We start from the raw sequence: 20280 nt of genomic DNA on the forward strand, positions 1-20280 counted from the left end.
TCAGTCCGCGGCCGCGCCCTCGGCCAGAGCCACCCCCGCCGCCACCGGCAACTCCATCACCACCGCCGCGCCGCCCAGGTCGCCGGACGCTTCGATGCGGAGCGTGCCGCCGGTGCTTTCGGCGATGCGGCGGACGATGGCGAGGCCGATGCCGGTGCCGGGGACACCGTCGTCGGCTTCCAGGCGCTCGAACACGTCGGCGGCGCGGGCCCAGTAGTGCGGCGGGATGCCGCGGCCGTTGTCCTCCACCCGCAGCGTCACGCAGCCCTCGGCCGGGTCCGACGCCGAGACGCGGACGAGCGGCGGAGTGTCCGGTCGGCCGTACTTGAGGCCGTTCTCGATCAGGTGGCCGAGGGCGAGCGCCAGCCGGGCGGCGTCCAGCGGCAGCGGCGGCAGGAGGGCGATGTCGACCCGGGCGGTGGCGTCGCCGCGCTCGCGCAACAGGGTGGTGGCGGTGCGGCGCGCGACCGCGGTGGGGTCGGGGGCGAAGACGTCGCCGCGCGGCTCGCCGGCCGCCAGGTAGGCCTGGATGTCGCGCAACTGGTCGCGCAGGGCGGCGGCGTTCTGGCGCACGCGCTCGGCGGCGTGGGCGGTCTTGGCTGGGTCGGTCTCGGCGCGGCCGACGATGTCGGCGAAGACCAGCAGGCGGCGCACCGGTTCCTGCAGGTGATGGGCGGCGATCTCGGCGAAGCGGGTCAGTTCCCGGTTGGCGCGGTCGAGCGCGACGATGAGCCGCTCGCGCTCGCCTTCCGCCCGCTTCAACTCGGTGATGTCGAGCTTGGCGGCGATGAAGTGGGTGACGGCGCCGTCGGCGTCGCGCACCGGCGAGATGGTCGCCATCTCCCACACCTCGCCGCCCTCGCGGGTGCGGTTGCGGAATTCGCCGTGCCACGACTCGCCGGCCCGCAGGCGCGCCCACAGCCGGGCGTATTCGCTCGTGGGCGTGTGGCCGCTCTTGAGGAAGCGCGGGTTGCGGCCGACCGATTCCTCGGCCGAGAAGCCGGTGATGCGGCTGAAGGCCGGGTTCACGTAGACGATGTCGCCCTGCGGGTCGGTGATCATGATGGCGGTCACCGACTGCTCCACCGCCTCGAACAGCAGGCGCACCTCGTCCTGCAGGCGCAGGCGGCGGGCCATTTCGCGCGTCAGCACGACGCCGAGCAGCACCAGCCCGACCACCGCGGCGGCGGTCCAGAACAGCATCTCGCGGTTGCCGTCGAGCCAGGCGGCGAGGCTGTCGCGGTGGTCCACCACCAGCGCCACCGCCACCGGATAGCGGGCCGACAGCCGATAGGCGGCCTCGCGGCCGAAGGCGTCGGGCGACGGCAGCGGCACGATGCCGCCCTCGATCCCTTCCTGCACCGCCGTCCCGAGGTCGAGCCCGTCGACGGGCGTGCCGCCGTCGATGATGGTGGTGCCGTCGAACTGCATGACCGCGATGCCGCCGTGGGGACCGGTGGGGGCGTCGTGCAGCAGGTCGCGGAAATTGGCGGGGTTGAGCGCCGCCACCACCTGCACGCCGCCGCCGACCGAGACGGCGACCGGCAGCACGGTGCGTACGGCGGGCGCGCCCGGTGGCTCGCCGGTCAGCGGCAGGTAGCGGCCGGCGACGGTGCGGCCGATGCGCAGGCCGTTGCTGAGGCCGTCCACCGGTGCGTCGGGCAGGCCGAGGCGGGCGACGTCGAGCCGGCTGCCGGTGGCCGGGCCGTCGCGGGTGTCGAGCAGCAGGCGACCGTCGGAATCGATGACGACGATCTGCCGGATGTGCGGGGCGAAACGCAGGCTCTCGGCCATCTGGCGGCGGATGGCGGCGGTGTCCGCTTCCTCGCCGCGCGGCAGGGCGGCCTGCACCGTCTCGGCCACCACGACGAGCGTCGTTTCGGCGGATTCCAGGGTGCGGGTGACGCCGGCCTCCACCAGGCGCGTCACGTCGACCGCCGATTCCACCCGTTTCTCGGCGTCCTGCTTGTAGGAGCCCCACAGGGTGACCGAGAACAGCGCGGCGAAGCCACCGAGCAGCGCCGCCGCGACGGCCCCGACCGGCCGCGCCCGTCCGCCGCCCGCCAATCGGCGGACGCCCAGGTTCCAGCGCCGGCGCTCAGCCACGGCGGGCACTTTCGCAGTGTCTCATGACGAGACGTTTCCCCCTCGGTTCTGCCGACTGTAGACGTCGATGGTGGCGGCCGCGCCATGTCAGAGTAGCATGGCTGCATTGCGACAGACGCATGTCGATGCAACGGCGCTGTGCCGCTATGCTGACAGGGAGTAATCCTTTTGAAAAGTGGGGGCTTGCGATGGGGGTGCTGGATGTGGGCCGGCGGGGGGCGGCGGCCCTGGCGCTGACCCTGGCGATGGCCGTCGGGCTGGCGGCGCCGGCGGCCGCGGCCGGCCGGCTGGCCGCGGTGACCGAGCGGGGCGAGCTGCGCGTCTGCATCTGGCCGGACTATTTCTCCATCTCCTACCGCAATCCGCGCAGTGGCGAGCTGGAAGGCATCGACGTCGACATGGCCAAGGCCTTCGCGGCCGACCTCGGCGTCGCCTTGCGCTTCGTCGACAGCTCCTTCGCCGACCTGGCCGCCAACATGCGGAACGACGCCTGCGACGTCGCCATGCACGCCGTCGGCGTCCGGCCCGACCGCGCCGAGCACATGGACTTCACGCAGCCCCACCTCGTCAGCGGCATCTACGCCGTCGTCATGCGGGACCACCCCACCATCCGCGCCTGGGACGACATCGACCGCCCCGGCCACGTGGTCGTCGTGCAGCGCGGCACCTACATGGAGCCGGTCATGCGCGACCGCCTGAAGGCAGCCGAACTGCTGGTGGTCGACACCTTCAAGGCGCGCGAGCAGGAGGTGCAGTCGGGCCGCGCCGACGTCTTCATGACCGATTTCCCCTACGGCCGCCGCATGGCCATGCTGACGGACTGGGCGACGCTGCTGGAGCCGGCCGCTCCGGTGGCGCCGACGCCCTATGCCTATGCCGTGCCCAAGGGCGATCCGGAGTGGCTGGCCCGCGTCGACGCCTTCGTCGCCGAAGCCAAGCGCGACGGCCGACTGAAGGCCGCAGCGGAAAAGAACGGGCTGCTGCCCATCCTGAACCTGGAGGGGCCATGATCGGCCTTCAGTTCACTCCCGGCGCGGCGCTGCCCGAGTCGCCCGTCCTGCTGCTGGCCGAGGACAACCGCGACGACGCCGAACTGATCCGCGAGGCGCTGGCCGAGCTGGGCACCTCCGTCACGCTGCACCGTGCCGCCGACGGGCGCGAGGCGCTGGACATGCTGCAGGCCGGCCTGCGCCCGGATCTCGTGCTGCTCGACCTCAACATGCCGCGCCTGGGCGGGCGCGAGACGCTGAAGGCCATCAAGGCCGACCCGGCGCTGCGCACCATTCCCGTCATCATCCTGACCACGTCCGACGCCGACCAGGACATCCGCGCCAGCTACCACGACCACTGCAGCGGGTACTTCGTGAAGCCGGCCACCATCGACGAGCTGATCGACGTGCTGCGGCAGGTGTCGTCCTTCTGGTTCAGCCCCCACGCCCGCCGCCTGACGACCCACTGAGTGGCGACAGGCCGATCCCGCGTGCTATAAGAAGGTCGACACGATTGTCGACAATCAGCGCCGGGACTTGCCCATGCCGCGCCCCACCGCCGCCGCTGCCGCCCCGGCCGCCGAGGATCTCCCGGCCGAGGGCATGACCGAGGATGCCGTGCACGCCCATGTGGCGGCGGCCATCATCGACCGTCGCCTGCCGCCCGGCACCAAGCTGGTGGAACAGAACCTGGGCAAGGTGTTCGGGGTCAGCCGGGCGCGCGTGCGCGCCGTCATCGCCCGTCTGGCGCACGAGAAGATGGTGACGGTGGAGCCCAACCGCGGCGCCCGCGTCGCCTCGCCGTCGGTGGAGGAGGCTCGGCAGGTGTTCGAGGCCCGCCGCCTCATCGAGGACGGCATCGTGCGCGCCGCCGCCGCCCGCATGGACGGGCCGGCGCTCGGCCGCCTGACCGCCCACGTGGAGGCCGAGGCCGACGCCCGCCGCCGCCGCGACCGCCAGGCCGCCATCCGCCTCTCCGGCGAGTTCCACCTGCTGCTGGCCGAGATCGGCGGCAACCTGGTACTGCTGGACTTCCTGCGCGAGCTGGTGTCGCGGTCCTCCCTCGTCATCGCCGTCTACGAGCGGCCCGGCTCCGCCGACTGCACCGACCACGGCCACCGCCACCTCATCGAGCGCCTCGCCGCCGGCGATGCCGAGGGCGCGGCGGCGGTGATGGCGGCGCACATGGCCGAAATCACCGACAGCCTGGACCTGTCCGCCCAACGCGAGGAGGGCATCGACCTCGCCCGCGTGTTCGCCGACCTGCCGCGCGGGGCGGCATGAGCGGGTCCTTGCGTCTCGACCCCGCCGCCGCCGGCGCCGCCCTGGTGGAACGCTGCGACGCGCTCGCCGCCCTGACGGAGGAGCCGGGGCGTCTCACCCGCACCTACCTGACGCCGCGCCACGCCGAGGCCAACACCCTGGTGGGGCAGTGGATGGCGGCGGCCGGCATGGCGGTGCGGGTCGATGCCCTCGGCAACGTCGTCGGCCGCTACGAGGGCGCGGCGCCCGACGCCCCGGCCGTGGTCATCGGCAGCCACCTGGATACGGTCCGCGACGCCGGCCGCTACGACGGCATGCTCGGCGTGGTGAGCGGCATCGCGGTGGTGGAGGCCCTGCACGCCGCCGGCCGCCGGCTGCCCTTCGCGGTGGAGGTGGTGGGCTTCGGCGATGAGGAAGGGGTGCGCTTCGGCGCCACCCTCATCGGCAGCCGGGCGCTGGCCGGAACCTTTGATCCGGCGCTGCTCGCCGCCCGCGACCGCGACGGCACCACCCTGCGCGAGGCCCTGACGGCCTTCGGCGGCGATCCCGCCGGCTGGCACTCATGCACCTACGGGGCGGCCCGCATCCGCGCCTACCTGGAACTGCACATCGAGCAGGGGCCGCTGCTGGAGCGCCTCGGCCTGCCGGTGGGCGTCGTCACCGCCATCGCCGGGGCGACCCGCCGCGCCGTCACCTTCGGCGGCATGGCCGGCCACGCCGGCACCGTGCCCATGGACGGCCGCCGCGATGCCCTCGCCGGCGCGGCGGAAGCCGTGCTGGCGGTGGAGGCGGTGGGCCGGGCGCACGGTGTCGTCGCCACCGTCGGCCGCATGGAGGCGCTGCCGGGGGCGGTGAACGTCATTCCCGGCGCGGCGCGCTTCACCGTCGACCTTCGCGCCGCCGACGATGCCGCGCGGGCGGCGGCGCTGGCCGACCTGGACGGCCGCCTCGCCGCCGTGGCCGACCGCCGCGGGCTGACGCTGGCGCAGGAGCCGCTGCACGAGAACGCCGCCACACCCTGCGACCCGGCGCTCATGGCGGTCCTGGACCGCGCCGTCGCCCGTGCCGGCCTGCCGGTCCACCGCCTGATGAGCGGCGCCGGTCACGACGCCATGGCCATGGCGGCGGTGGCGCCCGTCGCCATGCTGTTCGTGCGCTGCGCCGGCGGCATCTCCCACAATCCCGCCGAGAGCATCACCGCCGCCGACGCCGGCATCGGCGCGGCCGTGCTGCTCGACACCCTTCTGCTGCTCGCCGAGGACACCCCCGCATGACCGTCGACATCGCCGCCCTCCGTTCCGCCGTGGATGCCCTGCACGGCGATCAGGTCCGCTTCCTGGCCGAGCTGGTGAAGGTGCCCTCCGACAACCCGCCGGGCGACTGCGCCCCCCATGCCGAGCGCGCCGCGGCGCTGCTGGAAGCGCTGGGCTGGAGCGTCGAGCGGCACGTCGTGCCGGCCGAGCTGGTGGCCGCCAACGGCATGATCTCGGCCACCAACCTGGTGGTGCGCCGCCGCTTCGGTGACGGGCCGGTGATCGCGCTCAACGCCCACGGCGACGTGGTGGCGCCCGGCGAGGGCTGGACCCGCGACCCCTACGGCGCCGAGGTGGTGGACGGGGTGATGTACGGCCGCGGCGTCGCCGTCTCCAAGTCCGACTTCGCCACCTACGCCTATGCCCTGAAGGCCCTGGAGCAGACCGGCGCGGCGCTGAACGGCACCGTCGAGCTTCATCTGACCTACGACGAGGAAGCGGGCGGCGCCATCGGACCCAAGTGGCTGCTGGACGAGGGGATCTCGCGGCCCGACTACGCCGTCTCGGCCGGCTTCTCCTATCAGGTGGTGACGGCGCACAACGGCTGCCTGCACCTGGAGGTGACCGTCGCTGGCCGGTCCGCCCACGCCGCCCGGCCCGACACCGGCCACGACGCCCTGGAGGCGGCGACCCGCCTGCTGGCGGTGCTCTACGATCTGCGCGGCACGCTGGCGCAGCGCCATTCCAAGGTGGCGGGCATCGACACGCCGACGCTGGTTGTCGGCCTCATTGCCGGCGGCATCAACACCAACGTGGTGCCCGACAAGGTGACCTTCCGCCTCGACCGCCGCATGATCCCCGAGGAAAACCCGGCCGAAGTGCAGGCGGAGATCGAGCGCCTGGTCGCCGACACCGCCGCCGGCCTGCCGGGCATCATCGTCACCGCCCGCCGCATCATGCTGGCCGAGCCCTTCGGTCCCGTCGGCGACTCCGAGCGCCTGGCGCAGGCCTTCCAGACGGCGGCGGAAGCGGCCTTCGGCGAGGCCGTGCCCACGGTGGGCATCCCGCTCTACACCGACGCCCGCCACTACGCCGCCGCCGGGGTGCCGACGGTGCTGTACGGCGCCGGCCCGCGCTCGCTGCTCGACGCCAATGCGCATCGTGCCGACGAGAAGCTGGTGCTGGAGGATCTGCGCAAAGCGACCGTCGCGGTGGCGGCGGCGCTGGCGGACATGCTGGGGTAAAGGGGGGCTTCGCGCCGTCAGCCGTAGCGGTGCAGCGACGTGCCGTGCTGCTTCAGCCAGTGGCGGGGGCGAGCGTTGTCGGGCATCAGGTCGGTGACGAGGTTCCAGAAGCGGCCGCTGTGGTTCAGTTCGACCATGTGCGCCACCTCGTGCGCGACCACGTAGTCGAGCACCGCCTCCGGCGCCAGCACCAGCCGCCACGAGAACGACAGCGCCCCGTCCGAGGTGCAACTGCCCCAGCGCGAGCGGGTGTCGCGCACCGACAGCGACGAGATGCGGCGGTCCAGGCGCTGGGCGTAGGCGAAGGCGCGCGGCGCGATTTCCTCCTTGGCGCGGCGCTTCAGGTAGTCGCCGACGCGCCGCGGCAGGTGTTCGGGCAGGCCGGAGACGTGGAGCCGGCCGTCCTCGGTCCAGACGCCGCGGCGGGCCTCCGGGGCCGGGGTGATGGTGTGCAGGGCGCCCAGCACCGGCACCTCCGCGCCGGCGGCGAAGGGCACGCGCGGCGGCAGGGCGCCCAGACGGGCGCGGATCCAGTCGGTCTTCTCGTGGACGAATCGCATGGCCTCGCGCGCCGGCAGGCCGGTCGGCACGACGACCACGACGGAATCGGTCATGGCGTCGACGCGCAAGGAGATGCGCCGGCTGACGGCGGAGGTCTTCACCGTCACCGGCAGGGTGCGGCCGTCGATGACCACCGCCGCCCCGCTCGCAGCTTTCAGAGATCGGGCCATTCGACGATGTGGTGTTCGAGGGGACCGGCGCGGGTTTCCGAGATCACCCGGCCGCGCACCGAAACACCGGCTTCGTGCACCGTGTTGGGGTCGCCCGACACCAGCGGGTGCCACCACGCCAGCGGTTTGCCTTCCGCCACCAGCCGATAGGCGCAGGACGCCGGCAGCCAGTTGAGGCCGGACACGGCCTCGGCGGTCAGCTGCACGCAGTCGGGCACATAGCGGAAGCGGGTGTCGTACTTCTTGCAGCCGCAGGAGCCGAGGTCGAGGAGGCGGCAGGCCACGTTGGTGTGCGACACCGCACCCAGGCTGCCGTCCTCCTCTTCCTCCTGCAGCTTGTGCAGGCAGCATTTTCCGCACCCGTCGCAGAGGGATTCCCACTCCGCCGGCGTCATCGCCTCAAGCGGCTTTGTTTCCCAGAAGGGCCTTGTCGTTCGCGCGGATGAACTCGCGGACATGGGGTAGGATTTCCTCGCGCCACCGTCGGCCGTTGAAGATGCCATAATGGCCGACTTTGGGCTGCATATGGTACCGCTGCTTTTCCTTGGGAAGGTTGGTCAGCAGGTCGTGCACCGCCTTGGTCTGGCCGACGCCGGTGATGTCGTCCTTCTCGCCCTCGACGGACATGAAGGCGATGTCGCGCACCGCCGACAGATCCACCGTGCGGCCGTCGATCTCGAGGATCCCGCGCGGCAGCTGCCACTCCTTGAACACCTTGCGGATGGTCTGCAGGTAGAACTCGGCCGGCAGGTCCATGACCGACATGTATTCGTCGTAGAAGACGCGGTGCTGCTGCGCCGAATCGCCGTCGCCGCGCACCAGGTGGCGGAAGTAGCGCAGGTGGGCGTCCATGTGGCGGTCCATGTTCATGGACATGAAGCCCGACAGCTGCAGGAAGCCCGGGTAGACCTTGCGCATGCGGCCCTGGTAGTGCACCGGCACCGTGTGGATGACGTGGCTGGTGAACCAGTCCATTTCCTTCTCGGTGGCGAAGTCGTTCACCGCCGTCGGGTTGGCGCGGGTGTCGATGGGGCCGCCCATGAGGGTGATGGAGGACGGCCGCATGGGGTCCTCGTCCTCGGCCATCAGGGCCGCCGCCGCCGTCACCGGCACGGCCGGCTGGCACACCGCCATGACGTGGGTATTGGGGCCGAGGTGGTGCAGGAAGTTGCGCACGTACTCGACGTAGGTATCCAGGCAGAAGCGGCCGGCCGACAGCGGCACGTCGCGGGCGTTCACCCAGTCGGTGATGTAGACGTCGTGCTCGGGCAGCAGGGCTTCCACGGTGCCGCGCAGCAGCGTGGCGTAGTGGCCGGACAGCGGCGCGACGACCAGCACGCGCGGATCGCCCTTGGCGACGCCGTCGCGGCGGAAGTGCAGCAGGTCGCAGAACGGCAGGCTGTGGACGATCTCTTCCACCACCGGCACCGGCTCGCCGCGCACCACCGTGGTCGGCAGGTGGAACTGCGGCTTCGGATACTTGCGCGTCACCCGCTCGAACATGTCGGCGCTGGCGGCGACCGTCTTGGCGAAGGCGGTGTAGGTGGTGGGCAGCCAGGGGTGGGTGTAGACGTCGTGCATCGCGCGCGCCATCACCCGCATGGGCGCCATGGCCGCATGCTGGAATTCATGGAACTGGTACAGCATTCGTCGATGACCTCTCCGATCCCCGTGTCGCGTTTTCGCCAGTGGCCGGGTTTTTGTTTGGCCAATTCCCTCGAACAAGAAAGATGTAGCCACAGCGCGTCACGTTTCCGCAACAAGAAGAATGTGAAGGTGCGCGCGCCGTCGGCCGTCGGTGCCGTGCGGACGCCCGGCGCCGGATAGGCAACCTCTTACCACTTCAGGATTAATCGCTTTCCCTACCTCTTTCGGCCGGGTTTGCGAATTTTGCGGCGCAGCAACCTCGCGGAGGCTTGCCGGGCGTCGCTGCCGGGGTCCCGCCGCGACTCAGGCCGGGACCGGAGCGGGGTCGGACGCGATCAGGTGGAGGAAGGACCCCATCACCGGCCCGCGCCGCAACCCTTGCGAAGAAGTCAACGAGCCTGTTGCGTCTTTGGTTTCAAATAGCGGCTCAGCACGGGAATGATCTTCCCCGAGCACCACCGCATAGTGGAATTCGTGCGCCCGGAAGCCGCCTCCTGCCGGGCCGAGCGGACCGTCGGCGCACAGTGCCGCGGTGCGGTATCCCAGGTGCAGCTTGCGGCGGGCGAAGGAGGTGGCGAGCGGCAGCAGCCCGGCCATGGGGTGGACCACGCCGTCGGCATCCTCCAGCGTCTCGCCGAGGGTCATGTAGCCGCCGCATTCGCCGAACACCACGGCCCCGCGCTCCGCCGCCGCGCGCAGGCCGGGCAGGAAGGCGGTGCCGCCGGCGAGGCGGCCGGCGTGCAGCTCGGGGTAGCCGCCGGGCAGGTAGACGGCGTCGGCGTCGGCCGCCGGCGCCTCGTCGGCCAGCGGCGAGAACGGCAGGACCGCCGCCCCCGCCGCCCGCCAGTCCTCCAGCAGCGCCGGATAGGCGAAGGCATAGGCGGCGTCGCGCGCCACGGCGATGCGCTGGCCGAGCGGCGGCACCAGGGGCGGGATCGGTGCGGCGGCCGGCGTCAGGCGCGGCGGCCGGGCGAGGGCGAGCAGGGCGTCGAGGTCGAGGTGCGCCGCCACCGCATCGGCGGCGGTTTCCAGGAAGGCCTCCAGGTCGGGGTGCTCCAGCGCCTGCACGAGGCCGAGGTGGCGGCTCGGCAGGCCGAGGCCGGGCAGGCGCGGCAGGCAGCCGAGCACCGGGATGTGCGGCAGGCTCTCGGCCATGGCGGCGCGCAGGATGTCGGCGTGGCGGCCGGGGCCGACCTTGGTGAAGACGACGGCGGCGACGGTCACGTCCGGGCGGTGGGTGGCGAAACCGCGCACCACGGCGGCCGCGCTCGCCGCCTGGCCGGAGGCGTCGACCACCAGCACCACCGGCAGGCCGCTGAGGGCGGCGAGGCGGGCGGTGGAGCCGTCGCCCGCCACCCCCGCCGCCGGGGCGCCGTCGAACAGTCCCATTACGCCCTCCACCACCAGCACCCGCCCGCGCGCCGCCTGGCGGTCGAGCAGCGAGGCCAAGCGGCCGGCATCCATGGCCCAGGGGTCGAGGGTGTAGCAGGGCGCGCCCGAGGCGGCGGCATGGAAGGCGGGATCGATGTAGTCCGGCCCCACCTTGCCCGACACCGGCGCCCGCCCCAGCCGGCGCAGGGCACGCAGCAGGCCGAGGGTCAGCGTCGTCTTGCCGCCGCCGCTGGCCGGCGCCGCGATGAGAAGGCCGGGGATCATGGCTCGGTTACGAGGCGGCGCCGTCGGCGACGGCCTGCTGCAGGCCCCTCGCCATGTCGTCGGGCGACACGCCGTGGCTGAAGTGGCGCACGAACTGGCCGTCGGGGCCCATCAGGTAGGCGATGGCGCTGTGGTCCATGAGGTAGGGGCCGTCGCCGTCCTCCACCTTCTTGTAGTAGACCTTGTATTCCTTGGCGACGGCCGTCACCTGCTCCGGCGTGCCGGTCAGGCCGACCATGCGCGGGTGGAAGTGGCTGACGTAGTCGCCGACCACCGCGGGCGTGTCGCGTTCCGGGTCCACCGACACGAACACCGGCACCACCTTCTCCTGCATCGCGGCCGGCAGCATGTCGATGGCGCTGGCGACGGTGGCGAGGCCGGACGGGCAGACGTCGGGGCAGAAGGTGTAGCCGAAGTAGACGACCGTCCACTTACCGCGGAAATCCTGCTCCGTCACCGTCTCGCCGGCGCCGTTCACCAGGGTGAAGGGGCCGCCGATGGCGACCGCCGAGGTGGTGGTGGTCGTCGAGCCGCCGCCGTGGTCCATGCCGACGCCCGCCCACTGCGCGAGGCGCGGCCCGATGCCGACGACGATGACGACCAGCAGGGCGGCGACGATGGCGAGGGTCTTGTTCATGGGGGCTCCTCGGGGGATCAGGCGACCAGGGTCACGGCCATGTACGTAAGCACGCCGGCGTTCAGCACCAGCAGGGCCGGCGCCACCTTGGCGACGAGGCCGCCCCAGCGCCGCCCGGCCATGTGCCCGGCGAGGCCGACGGCGAACAGCGCTGGCATGGTGCCGAGCGCGAAGGCGGCCATGCCGAAGGCGCCGGCCACCGGGTCGCCGCTCGACGCCGCCGCCGCCAGCGCGCCATAGAGCAGACCGCAGGGGATGAAGCCGAGCATGACGCCGAGGCCGTAGCCGCGCCAGCCGGTGGGGGTGGAGAACAGCGGCCGGGCGAGGCGGCTCACCTTGGCCGACCACCAGCCCTCGGCCTTGCGCCCGCCGGGCAGGGCGAGCTTCAGCTTCGGCACCGCATAGCCGACGAACAGCAGCGCCGCCAGCACCAGCAACCCGGCCGACAGCCACCGCAGCCCCGACAGGTCGCCGAGGCTGCCGGCCGCCAGCGCGAGGCCGGCGCCGAGCAGCATGTAGGTGGTCATGCGGCCGACCTGATAGGGCAGCACGGCGGCGCCGGTCAGGCGGTGCCACTCGCGCATGCGGCTGGCCGGCACGCTCTCGAGGCGCGCCGTCACCTGGCTGAGGACGAAGGGGCCGCACATGCCGGCGCAATGGGTCAGGCCGCCGATGAGACCGGTGACCAGCAGGCTGACCAGCAGCCCGCCGCGCTCGGTGAACACCACCTCGCAATGGCTGAGCCCGGCGGAAAGCATGGCCATGAGGGCGTTCTGGTCCACGGTCGGTCGTCCTGTGGGGGCGGTGCGTGCGCCGCAGTCTACGGCGGCGCCCTGCCCGGTTCAACGGCGGCGGTCGCGAGTGTGGCCGCAACGCCCGCGGGTGTCGTTGATATAGGTCAATGGCGGGGCGGGGCGAGGGCCGTGCCGCCCCTACACCGTCACCCGCTCCACCGCCGTCCCCGCCGGTTCCCACCACGCCAGGCGGTCGCGGAAGGTGACGGTGTCGCCGACCACCACGATGGCCGGCGGCTCGATGCCGTGTTCGGCGCACAGGCGGGGCAGGGCGGCGAGCGTGCCGGTCACCACCCGCTGCGCCGGGGTGGCGGCGGAGGCGACGATGGCGGCGCTCTCGTTCGGGTCGCGGCCGCCGGCGATCAGGCGGTCGACGATGGTCTGCAGGTGCTTCAGCGCCATGTAGAACACGATCACCGGGCTGCCCTTGGCGAGGTCGTCCCAGCGGATGCCGTCGGGCACCTCGCCGGTGGAGGCGTGGCCGGTGACGAAGGTGACGGCGGCGTTGGTGTCGCGCGTCGTCGCCGGGATGCCGGCATAGGCCAGCCCGCCGATGCCCGCGGTGATGCCGGGCACCACGCGGAAGGGCACGCCGGCCTCCGCCAGGGCGACGGCTTCCTCGGCGCCGCGGCCGAACACGAAGGGGTCGCCGCCCTTCAGGCGCAGCACCCGCTTGCCGGCGCGGGCGAAGTCGATGAGCGAGGCGGTGATGGAGGGCTGGCTCGGGCTCGGCTTGCCGCCGCGCTTGCCGGCATAGACCAGCTCCGTCCCCGGCGCGGCGAGCGCCAGCGCGCCTTTGTCCACCAGGGCGTCGTAGACCACCACGTCGGCCGAGCGCAGGGCATGTGCCGCCAGCAGGGTCAGCAGGCCGGGATCGCCCGGACCCGCACCCACCAGCCAGACCCAGCCGGGCTCGAAGGCCGGCAGCGTGAAGGGAAGCGTCTCCATGCGGCGCACGCTAGCGCAAGCCCGCGCGCGATGCCAGCGGTTGGTGTCGCGTCACAGGCCGGGATCGGCGGCGCAGCGCACGGCGGCGGCGTAGAGCGGCGCGACGGTGCCGTCCGCGGCGGGCTCCGCCTCCCGCCGCAGGCGCAGCCAGGCGGCGGTGGTGCAGTCGAGCATGTCGCGCAGCAGATCGACGTTGCAGCCGAGGTCGCGGTAGGCCCCGAAGGGCGCCTGCGCCAGCACGAGGCCGGCCTGTGCCGCGGTGGCGTCGAGGCGCAGGCTCGCCACCGCCTGTTCCAGGATGCCGGCGGCGACGAGGCCGCAGGTGCTGGCCTCGCCGTCGCGGGCGGCCAGCGCGTCGCCGAGGCTCGGCCGGTCGTCCTGGGCGGCGGCGGGCGGGGCGAGCAGCAGGAGGGCGACGACGGTGGCGGCGGGCGTCAGGCGGAACGGCATGGGCGGCGGCCTCCGGCAGGCGGACGGGCGGGCGGGATCACCCGCTCAACGCCCGCCGCCGGGTGGCCGCTCAGTCTTCCAGGTAACGGCCGCGCAGGTGGTCGATGAAGGCCTTGGTGCCGAGGGATTCCCCGGTCGCCCGCACGATCAGCTCCGGCGTCGTCAGGTGGGAGCCGTGGCGGTGCACGTTCTCCCGCAGCCAGCCGAGCAGCGGCCGGAAGTCGCCGCCGGCGATGCCGTCGAGCAGGCCGTCGACCTCGCCGCAGGCGGCGCGGAACAACTGGGCGGCGGTCATGGCGCCCAGCGTGTAGGTGGGGAAGTAGCCGAAGGCGCCGTCGTACCAGTGGATGTCCTGCAGTACACCGCGGGCGTCGTCGGGCGGCGTAATGCCCAGCATGCGCTGCAGGCCGTCGTTCCAGGCGCCGGGCAGGTCGTCGATCTGCAGGGCGCCGTCGATCATGGCGCGCTCCAGGTGGTAGCGCAGGATGACGTGCGCCGGATAGGTCACTTCGTCGGCGTCGACGCGGATGAAATCGGGCTGCACGCGGGTGTAGAGGCGGTAGAGGTTCTCGACCTCCCACGCCGGGCCGCTGCCGCCGAAGGTCTGGCGCAGGCGCGGCGTCGCCCAGGTGAGGAAGGCCCGCGAGCGGCAGGCCAGCATCTCCATGAGCAGCGACTGGCTTTCGTGGACGCTCATGCCGCGCGCCTGGCCGACGGGCTGGCGGCGCCAGTCGGCGGGCAGGCCGAGTTCATAGAGGGCGTGGCCGGTCTCGTGCAGCACGCCCATGAGGGCGCGGCTGAAATCGTCGTCCTCGTAGCGGGTGGTCAGGCGCACGTCGTCGGTGGCGCCGCCGCAGAACGGGTGGGCGGAAACGTCGAGCCGGCCGCGCGCGAAGTCGAAGCCGAGCGTCTGCATGAAGCCGACGCCGACCTCGCGCTGCTTCTCGATGGGGAAGGGGCCCTTGGGCAGCACCGGGCGTGGGCGGCGCGCCTGCACCTCCATCACCTCGCCGAGCAGGTTGGGCAGCACCGATTCCAGGTCGCCGAACAGCAGGTCGATGTCTTCCGCCCGGCCGTCGGGCTCGTACTGGTCGAGCAGCGCGTCGTAGGGCGTCAGGCCCAGCGCCTCCGCCTTGGCCTGGGCCGTCTCGCGCGTCAGGTCGAGGACGAGCTTCAGCTTCGGCGCCACGGCCTTGAAGTCGGACGCCTTGCGGGCGGCGCGCCACGTCATCTCGCACGAGGAACAGGCGCGCGACAGCGCCTCCACCAGATGGCCGGGCACGGCGGCGGCGTGAACGTAGGACCGCTTCATCTCGCGCAGGTTGGCGCGCTGCCAGTCGGACAGCGCGCCGGCGGCCGCTTCCGCTTCGGCGATCCATTCGGCGACGCGCGGATCGGTGGTCATGTCGTGGCCGATGGCGGCGAGCGTCGCCAGTTGGTCGCCGCGCGCCTCGGCGGCGCCCTCGGGCATCATGGTGGCGGCGTCCCAATGCAGGATGCCGGCGGCGCCGTTGACGTCGGACAGGCGGGCGAACTGTCGCTCGAGGTTGGCGTAGGCGGTGACTTCGGCCATGATTTCCTCATACCGGGGGGTGCACCCGCTATCTAAGCCGCCGCACCCCCGTCGGGCAACCATACCGAGGAGGAGGACGAACGTCATGGTCGAGAAGCCGAAGGTCGCGGTGGTGCTGTCGGGCTGCGGGGTCTACGACGGGTCGGAGATCCACGAGGCGGTGCTCACTCTGCTCGCCATCGAAAAGCAGGGCGCGACCTATGCCTGCTTCGCGCCCAACATCCCGCAGGCCCACGTGATCAACCATCTGACGGGGCAGGTGGATACCGTCGACACCCGCAACGTGCTGACGGAAGCGGCCCGCATCGCCCGCGGCGCCATCAAGGACCTGAAGGAATACCGCGCCGACGACTTCGACGCCCTGGTCTTCCCCGGCGGCTTCGGCGCCGCCAAGAACCTGTCGTCCTTCGCCTTCGACGGCGCCGAGATGCGCGTCCACGCCGACGTGGAACGGGCGGTGACGGAAACCAAGGCGGCCGCCAAGCCCATCGGTGCCCTGTGCATCGCGCCGACCATCCTCGCCAAGCTGCTGGCGCCGGTGGAGGTGACCATCGGGTCGAGCCCCGACGTGGCTGCGGCGGTGGAGAAGATGGGCGGCCGTCACGTCGTCACCGGCCACGGCGGCGTGATCGTCGATGCCGCCGCCAAGGTGGCGACCACGCCGTGCTACATGCTCGACGCCACCATCACGCAGATCGACACCGGCGCCAACGCGGTGGTGGCGGCGGTGCTGGCGCTGGCCCGCGGCGAGACGCCGGGCTCGGTCACCGAGGCGGCGTAAGGGGCATGGCTGCGGCGATCACGCTGGCGGAGTTCAACCGCATCATCGAGGCCGACGCGCCCTTCGTGCCGGTCTTCGGCATCGAGACGCTGGAGATCGGCGACGGCACGGCCACCCTGCGCGTCGCCCAGCGCCCCGACCTGCTGCGCGGCCCCCGGCGCGACCGCATGGCCGAGCCGGTGCTCATGGCCCTGGCCGACCTGACGCTCTACGGCGTGGTGCTGAGCCACGTCGGCCCGGTGGCGCTGGCGGTGACCACCAGCATGGCGGTGGACATCCTGGAGCCGCCGGGCGCCTCCAGCGTGATCGCCCGCGGCCGCACGCTGAAGGCCGGCAAGCGTCTGGTGGTAGCGGCGGTGACCATCACGGCGGAAGACGACGGCCGGGCGATCGCGCATTGCACGGGGACGTATTCGATCCCGCCGCGGCGGTAGTGTAAGTAGCGCTTTTGAAAAGTTTCTCGTAGAGTGTCGTTCGTTTCGATGCTTTGGGGAACTTTACGCCGTGGCTTGGCTGCTGTTCATCGACGAGAGCGGGACCGATGGGCACGACTCTCCTTATGAGGTTCTTGCCGGGTTGGCGGTGGAAGATCGGCAGCTGTGGCCGATCATCCGCCAACTCAACGATCTGCAGACGCACCACTTCGGGCTGAGGCTGTTCCGCGCCTACGGCAAGGAGGCGAAGGCGCAGAAGCTGTTGAAGAAGAAGGTCTTCTCGCACGCCGAGCAACTGCCGATCATCCCCAACAGCGAACGGCAGGCACTCGCCCGGTCCATCCTCGAAGACGGGACGGCCGTGTCGCGGCGAAAGCTGACGGCCCTGGCTCAGGCGAAAATCGCGTACTGCATGGAGGGCCTGCGGATCTGCCAGTCGCATGGCGTGAAGGCGTTCGCCAGTATCGTGCCGGCCCGCGCCGCGCGAACAGACGGCGATCATCTGCGGCGCGATTACGCATTTCTCTTCGAGCGATACTACCACTTCCTCAACGGGTTCGCCGATGATCCGATGGGGCTCGTGATCTTCGATGAACTCGACAAGGCGGAAAGCCAACGCCTTATCACCCGGATGTACGACTATTTCATCTACACGGGGAACGGACGGACGCGGTCGCGGCTGATCGTGCCCGAGCCCATGTTCGTCCACAGCGACCTGACGACGATGATCCAGATGGCCGACATCGCGGCCTACGTCATTTCCTGGGCCGTCCGCTTGCGGAACATGACAGAGCCCCGGCGCCGTGAGCTGGATAATCTCGCCAGCTTGGTGCTCCAGATGCAGTACCAGGGCGAGGCAGGCAGCGACTACCGGATGCGGGGCTTCAAGCTCATCCCGACGCTCGCCGATCGGCCGGTGCCGGCCTGAAAAAGAAAAAAGGCAATGCGAACCGAGATCCACAAAGCCTCCACGCAGAGATATGGCGCAACGGGGCTGCCAAGTCAACACCTAAAGAGGGGCGGCAACCATTGTGATGCAGGTTCTGGTTGAATGTCCGAAGCCCGATTGCAATAGAAACCCGTGAGGCCGGGGCATCCGCCATGCATCCACGGCAGCGGATGCCCTTGACCCACCCCTAAGGCGCCACCCCCTCCGAACACACCGGTTTCTCCGGCTTCGCCAGCAGGCGGCCGGTGCACAGGCGCAGGGTGCCGTCGTTGGACAGCACCCAGGCGCCGGTCATGCCCTCTTCCACCTCGCCGGCGGAGACGATGGTCTCGGCGAAGGTGGTGGGTTTCAGCGGGGTGCTCTGGGCGAAGGGCTGCTGCGCCAGGGCGACGCCGATCAGCACGCCGAAGGCGGTGGGGACGAGGACGGTGAGGAACCGGCGCATGGGGGGCCTCCTGCCGATGACATGCAGCGAACGGAAGCCCCGATGAAACCACCCGCGCCGCCCAGGGGGGAGGGCGCGGGCGGGGTAAGCCCTCAGACGCTCCCCTTGCGCTCCACCACCAGGATGCGCGCCGCGCCCACCGGGTGGGCGACGTGTTCGTCGCCCTCTTCGGCGAAGCAGGCGGCGCCGGGGCCGAGGCGGCGGACGTGTTCGCCGCCGTTCTCGCGCCAGTGCATGTCCACCGCGCCGTCGAGCACCAGGAAGACCTCGGCGCCGTCGTTGACGTGCCACTTGTAGGGCTGGTCGGTCCAGTGGACCTTCACCGTCACCCCGTCCACCTCGCCGAGCGGCAGGGCGCCCCAGGGGCGGTCGGCGGTGAAGTCGCGGGACTCGATGAAGCGCATGGCGGGAGGGCTCCGGTTGGGGGACCTCCACATAGGCGGCGGCGCGGCCGGCCGTCAAGCCGGGGCCGTCGAGCTAGGCGCCCTCCTCGCCGGCTGCGCGGTCGGCGACGTCGGCCGATGCGTCGCCGTCGTCGTCCACCGCCTGCACCCGCCGGCGCGGCAGGTAGCGGCCGCCGTCGAGGCCTTGCAGGTAGGCGAGCAGTTCCTCGCGCACCTCGGCGTGCAGGTACCACGCCGTCAGCGGATCGCGGGCCGAGACCAGGGCGCGCAGTTCCACCGTGTGCGGCGTCAGGGCGGTGACGTAGAGGCTGGGGGCTTGCGCATGGTCCCAGTCCTTGTGCGCCTCCAGCAGTTCCGCCAGCTTGTCGCGCACCTTCTGCACCGGCACGTGGTAATCGGCGTGCAGGAAGACGGGCATGATCATCTGCGGCGCCGACTTGGACCAGTTCTCCACCGGGTGATCCAGGAAGTAGCTGTGCGGCACCACCAGCCGGCGTTTGTCCCAGGTGCGGATGGTGACGTAGGTATAGGTGATCTCCTCCACCCACCCCCATTCGCCCTCGAACACCACGTTGTCGCCGATGCGCACTGGTTCGGTGATGGCGATCTGCATGCCGGCGAGGATGTTGGACAGCACCGACTGCGCGGCGATGCCGAGGATCACCGAAGCGGCACCCGCCGAGAACAGGAACGACAGGCCGACCGTCGCGCTTTCCTCGAAGAAGCTGAGGCCCATGCCGATGCCGGCCACCAGCACGATGAAGATCATCAGCCGCTTGCCGACGCTGATCTGGGTGAGGCGGCGGCGCGCTTCCGGGTCCTCCTCGCTCTCGCTGCGGCCGAGGAAGGGGGCGCCCACCACGTCGGCGGCGTGGGAGACGAGGCGGATGGCGAGCCAGGTGGCGGCCAGCACGATGGCGACCAGGGTGGCGGTGTCGATCCACCGCAGGATCGGCCCGGTCAGGTTCAGCAGCGCGCCGATGAGCAGCTTGAAGGCGACCAGCCCGACCAGCCCGATGAGCGGCGTCGAGACCTGACCCGTCAGCCCCGCCGTCCACCGCGCGTCGGACCGCCGCCACACGACGCCCAGCACCAGCCGCACCAGCCAGCCGAGCAGGATGCAGCCGCCGGCGAACAGCACCAGGCCCATCCATTCCCACACCGGCACCTCCAGCACCGTGTTCTGGGTGAGTAGGTCGGGCAGGCGGCGCTGCAGCAGGCTCGGCCCCTGTTCGTCGTAGAGGCGGGGGGTCTGCTCCACCACCGTCGGCGGGAACAGCCATAGGGGCTCCTGCCCGCGCGGCTTCACGCGCTCCAGCAGGATGCCGACCGGGCGGCCGTTCAGGGTGAGTTCGGCGACGTCGATGTAGCGGCGCGGTTCCGGCGCCACCTCCGCCTGGCCGCTGCGGTCGCCGCGGCCGCCGTCGCGGCGGTCGGGGATGGCGTGCCAGTCGATGCTCACCTTGCGGTCGAGCAGGTAGTGCAGTTGCCGGGCGAGGGTGGAGCCGCGGCTGCTCTGCTGGTCCTCGGGCACGTCGGCGAGGTCGAGGACGCGGGCGGCGCGCAGGTAATCGCCGGCGGCGGCGCTGTCCATGAAGGCGGCGAGCGCGCTGCGCGGCGTGGCGCGGTCGGGCGGTTCCGCCACCTCGGGCAGGCCGACGTTCAGCGCCGCCGTCGGGCGCCACAGCTTGCGCGCCTCGCTGCTGGTGTCGTCCTCGACCCGGTCGGACGGCGGGACGGCGTCGGCGCCCTGATCGCCGCCGGCGCCGCTGGCGGCGGCAGGGGTGGGCGCGCCGCCGCCCGGAGCGTCCTGCCCGGCGGCCGGCAGGGCGGCGCTCACCAGCAGGCCGAACAGGACGGCGAGCAGCGCGGCGGGGCGGGCCATTCGATCTATGGTACGACGGAACCTCATGCCGTTCATCCAACGCGCGCGAGGCGGCCGCGGTTGGGGCGGCGAGGCTTGACAAGGCCGCCGC

The 20280-nt window shown here is 71.9% G+C and carries 21 protein-coding genes; 8 read left to right on the top strand and 13 right to left on the bottom strand.

All coding sequences use genetic code 11. The features are described from left to right. The gene (locus CRP50_RS06605) at window positions 1–2106 is read right to left on the bottom strand and encodes a PAS domain S-box protein (protein WP_141415073.1); all 2106 of its coding nucleotides are present in this window, start codon (window positions 2104–2106) and stop codon (window positions 1–3) included. Window positions 2107–2294: 188 nt separating this feature from the next. On the opposite strand from CRP50_RS06605, the gene CRP50_RS06610 reads away from it, so the two are divergent. The 5 genes from CRP50_RS06610 (at window position 2295) to CRP50_RS06630 (ending at window position 6855) form a co-directional block, all read left to right on the top strand. After that, the gene (locus CRP50_RS06610; protein ID WP_097278187.1) at window positions 2295–3116 is read left to right on the top strand and encodes an ABC transporter substrate-binding protein; all 822 of its coding nucleotides are present in this window, start codon (window positions 2295–2297) and stop codon (window positions 3114–3116) included. Further along, window positions 3113–3565, top strand: a complete 453-nt coding sequence (locus tag CRP50_RS06615) for a response regulator (RefSeq protein ID WP_097278188.1) — start codon at window positions 3113–3115, stop codon at window positions 3563–3565. The genes CRP50_RS06610 and CRP50_RS06615 overlap by 4 nt, the downstream gene beginning before the upstream one ends. A gap of 73 nt (window positions 3566–3638) precedes the next feature. Then, a complete protein-coding gene (locus CRP50_RS06620) occupies window positions 3639–4379 on the top strand; it encodes a GntR family transcriptional regulator (RefSeq protein ID WP_097278189.1) in 741 nt (246 codons plus the stop codon). 8 nt (window positions 4380–4387) lie between these two features. Beyond that, a complete protein-coding gene (locus CRP50_RS06625) occupies window positions 4388–5632 on the top strand; it encodes an allantoate amidohydrolase (RefSeq protein ID WP_245913388.1) in 1245 nt (414 codons plus the stop codon). Continuing rightward, entirely contained in the window at window positions 5629–6855 is a 1227-nt protein-coding gene (locus CRP50_RS06630; RefSeq protein ID WP_097278191.1) for a M20/M25/M40 family metallo-hydrolase, read from the top strand. The genes CRP50_RS06625 and CRP50_RS06630 overlap by 4 nt, the downstream gene beginning before the upstream one ends. 17 nt (window positions 6856–6872) lie before the next feature. On the opposite strand, the gene CRP50_RS06635 is transcribed toward CRP50_RS06630, so the two are convergent. The 9 genes from CRP50_RS06635 to CRP50_RS06675 all read right to left on the bottom strand — a co-directional run bounded on the left by CRP50_RS06635 (window position 6873) and on the right by CRP50_RS06675 (window position 15291). Then, window positions 6873–7586, bottom strand: a complete 714-nt coding sequence (locus CRP50_RS06635) for a M48 family metallopeptidase (protein WP_097278192.1) — start codon at window positions 7584–7586, stop codon at window positions 6873–6875. Then, window positions 7571–7981, bottom strand: coding sequence for a YcgN family cysteine cluster protein (locus CRP50_RS06640; protein WP_416045201.1), 411 nt, complete (start codon window positions 7979–7981; stop codon window positions 7571–7573). Before CRP50_RS06640 ends, CRP50_RS06635 begins: the two co-directional genes overlap by 16 nt. 4 nt (window positions 7982–7985) lie before the next feature. Then, a complete protein-coding gene (locus CRP50_RS06645) occupies window positions 7986–9233 on the bottom strand; it encodes a polyhydroxyalkanoate depolymerase (protein ID WP_097278194.1) in 1248 nt (415 codons plus the stop codon). A 303-nt stretch (window positions 9234–9536) separates the two neighbouring features. After that, window positions 9537–10889, bottom strand: coding sequence for a cobyrinate a,c-diamide synthase (locus CRP50_RS06650; RefSeq protein ID WP_097278195.1), 1353 nt, complete (start codon window positions 10887–10889; stop codon window positions 9537–9539). A gap of 7 nt (window positions 10890–10896) precedes the next feature. Next, the gene (locus CRP50_RS06655; protein WP_097278196.1) at window positions 10897–11526 is read right to left on the bottom strand and encodes an SCO family protein; all 630 of its coding nucleotides are present in this window, start codon (window positions 11524–11526) and stop codon (window positions 10897–10899) included. A gap of 17 nt (window positions 11527–11543) precedes the next feature. Beyond that, window positions 11544–12308, bottom strand: coding sequence for a sulfite exporter TauE/SafE family protein (locus tag CRP50_RS06660; RefSeq protein WP_097278197.1), 765 nt, complete (start codon window positions 12306–12308; stop codon window positions 11544–11546). 150 nt (window positions 12309–12458) lie between these two features. Beyond that, the gene (gene cobA / locus CRP50_RS06665) at window positions 12459–13268 is read right to left on the bottom strand and encodes a uroporphyrinogen-III C-methyltransferase (RefSeq protein ID WP_097278198.1); all 810 of its coding nucleotides are present in this window, start codon (window positions 13266–13268) and stop codon (window positions 12459–12461) included. 51 nt (window positions 13269–13319) lie between these two features. Then, window positions 13320–13718 (bottom strand): hypothetical protein, encoded by a 399-nt coding sequence (locus CRP50_RS06670; RefSeq protein ID WP_097278199.1) that lies wholly within the window; start codon window positions 13716–13718, stop codon window positions 13320–13322. A 70-nt stretch (window positions 13719–13788) separates the two neighbouring features. After that, window positions 13789–15291 carry a carboxypeptidase M32 gene (locus CRP50_RS06675; RefSeq protein ID WP_097278200.1) on the bottom strand — a complete coding sequence of 501 codons (1503 nt, stop codon included), beginning with the start codon at window positions 15289–15291 and terminating at the stop codon, window positions 13789–13791. 85 nt (window positions 15292–15376) lie between these two features. Here CRP50_RS06675 and elbB point away from each other — a divergent pair, with 85 nt between their 5' ends. The 3 genes from elbB (at window position 15377) to CRP50_RS06690 (ending at window position 17434) form a co-directional block, all read left to right on the top strand. Beyond that, a complete protein-coding gene (gene elbB, locus CRP50_RS06680) occupies window positions 15377–16072 on the top strand; it encodes an isoprenoid biosynthesis glyoxalase ElbB (RefSeq protein WP_097278201.1) in 696 nt (231 codons plus the stop codon). Between the two features lie 5 nt (window positions 16073–16077). Further along, window positions 16078–16506, top strand: coding sequence for a PaaI family thioesterase (locus CRP50_RS06685; protein ID WP_097278202.1), 429 nt, complete (start codon window positions 16078–16080; stop codon window positions 16504–16506). A 70-nt stretch (window positions 16507–16576) separates the two neighbouring features. Then, window positions 16577–17434, top strand: a complete 858-nt coding sequence (locus CRP50_RS06690; protein ID WP_097278203.1) for a DUF3800 domain-containing protein — start codon at window positions 16577–16579, stop codon at window positions 17432–17434. Window positions 17435–17642: 208 nt separating this feature from the next. On the opposite strand, the gene CRP50_RS06695 is transcribed toward CRP50_RS06690, so the two are convergent. The 3 genes from CRP50_RS06695 to CRP50_RS06705 all read right to left on the bottom strand — a co-directional run bounded on the left by CRP50_RS06695 (window position 17643) and on the right by CRP50_RS06705 (window position 20189). Beyond that, on the bottom strand, window positions 17643–17900 hold the full coding sequence (locus CRP50_RS06695) for a hypothetical protein (protein ID WP_097278204.1): 258 nt from the start codon (window positions 17898–17900) through the stop codon (window positions 17643–17645). A gap of 92 nt (window positions 17901–17992) precedes the next feature. Continuing rightward, window positions 17993–18304, bottom strand: a complete 312-nt coding sequence (locus tag CRP50_RS06700) for a cupin (protein WP_097278205.1) — start codon at window positions 18302–18304, stop codon at window positions 17993–17995. Window positions 18305–18377: 73 nt separating this feature from the next. After that, window positions 18378–20189: a mechanosensitive ion channel family protein gene (locus CRP50_RS06705; protein ID WP_097278206.1), complete on the bottom strand. Its 1812-nt coding sequence runs from the start codon at window positions 20187–20189 to the stop codon at window positions 18378–18380. Between the last annotated feature and the right edge of the window lie 91 nt (window positions 20190–20280).

Source organism: Caenispirillum bisanense (genome assembly GCF_900230255.1).
In the GTDB taxonomy this organism is placed as follows: Bacteria; Pseudomonadota; Alphaproteobacteria; order Rhodospirillales; family Rhodospirillaceae; genus Caenispirillum; species Caenispirillum bisanense_A.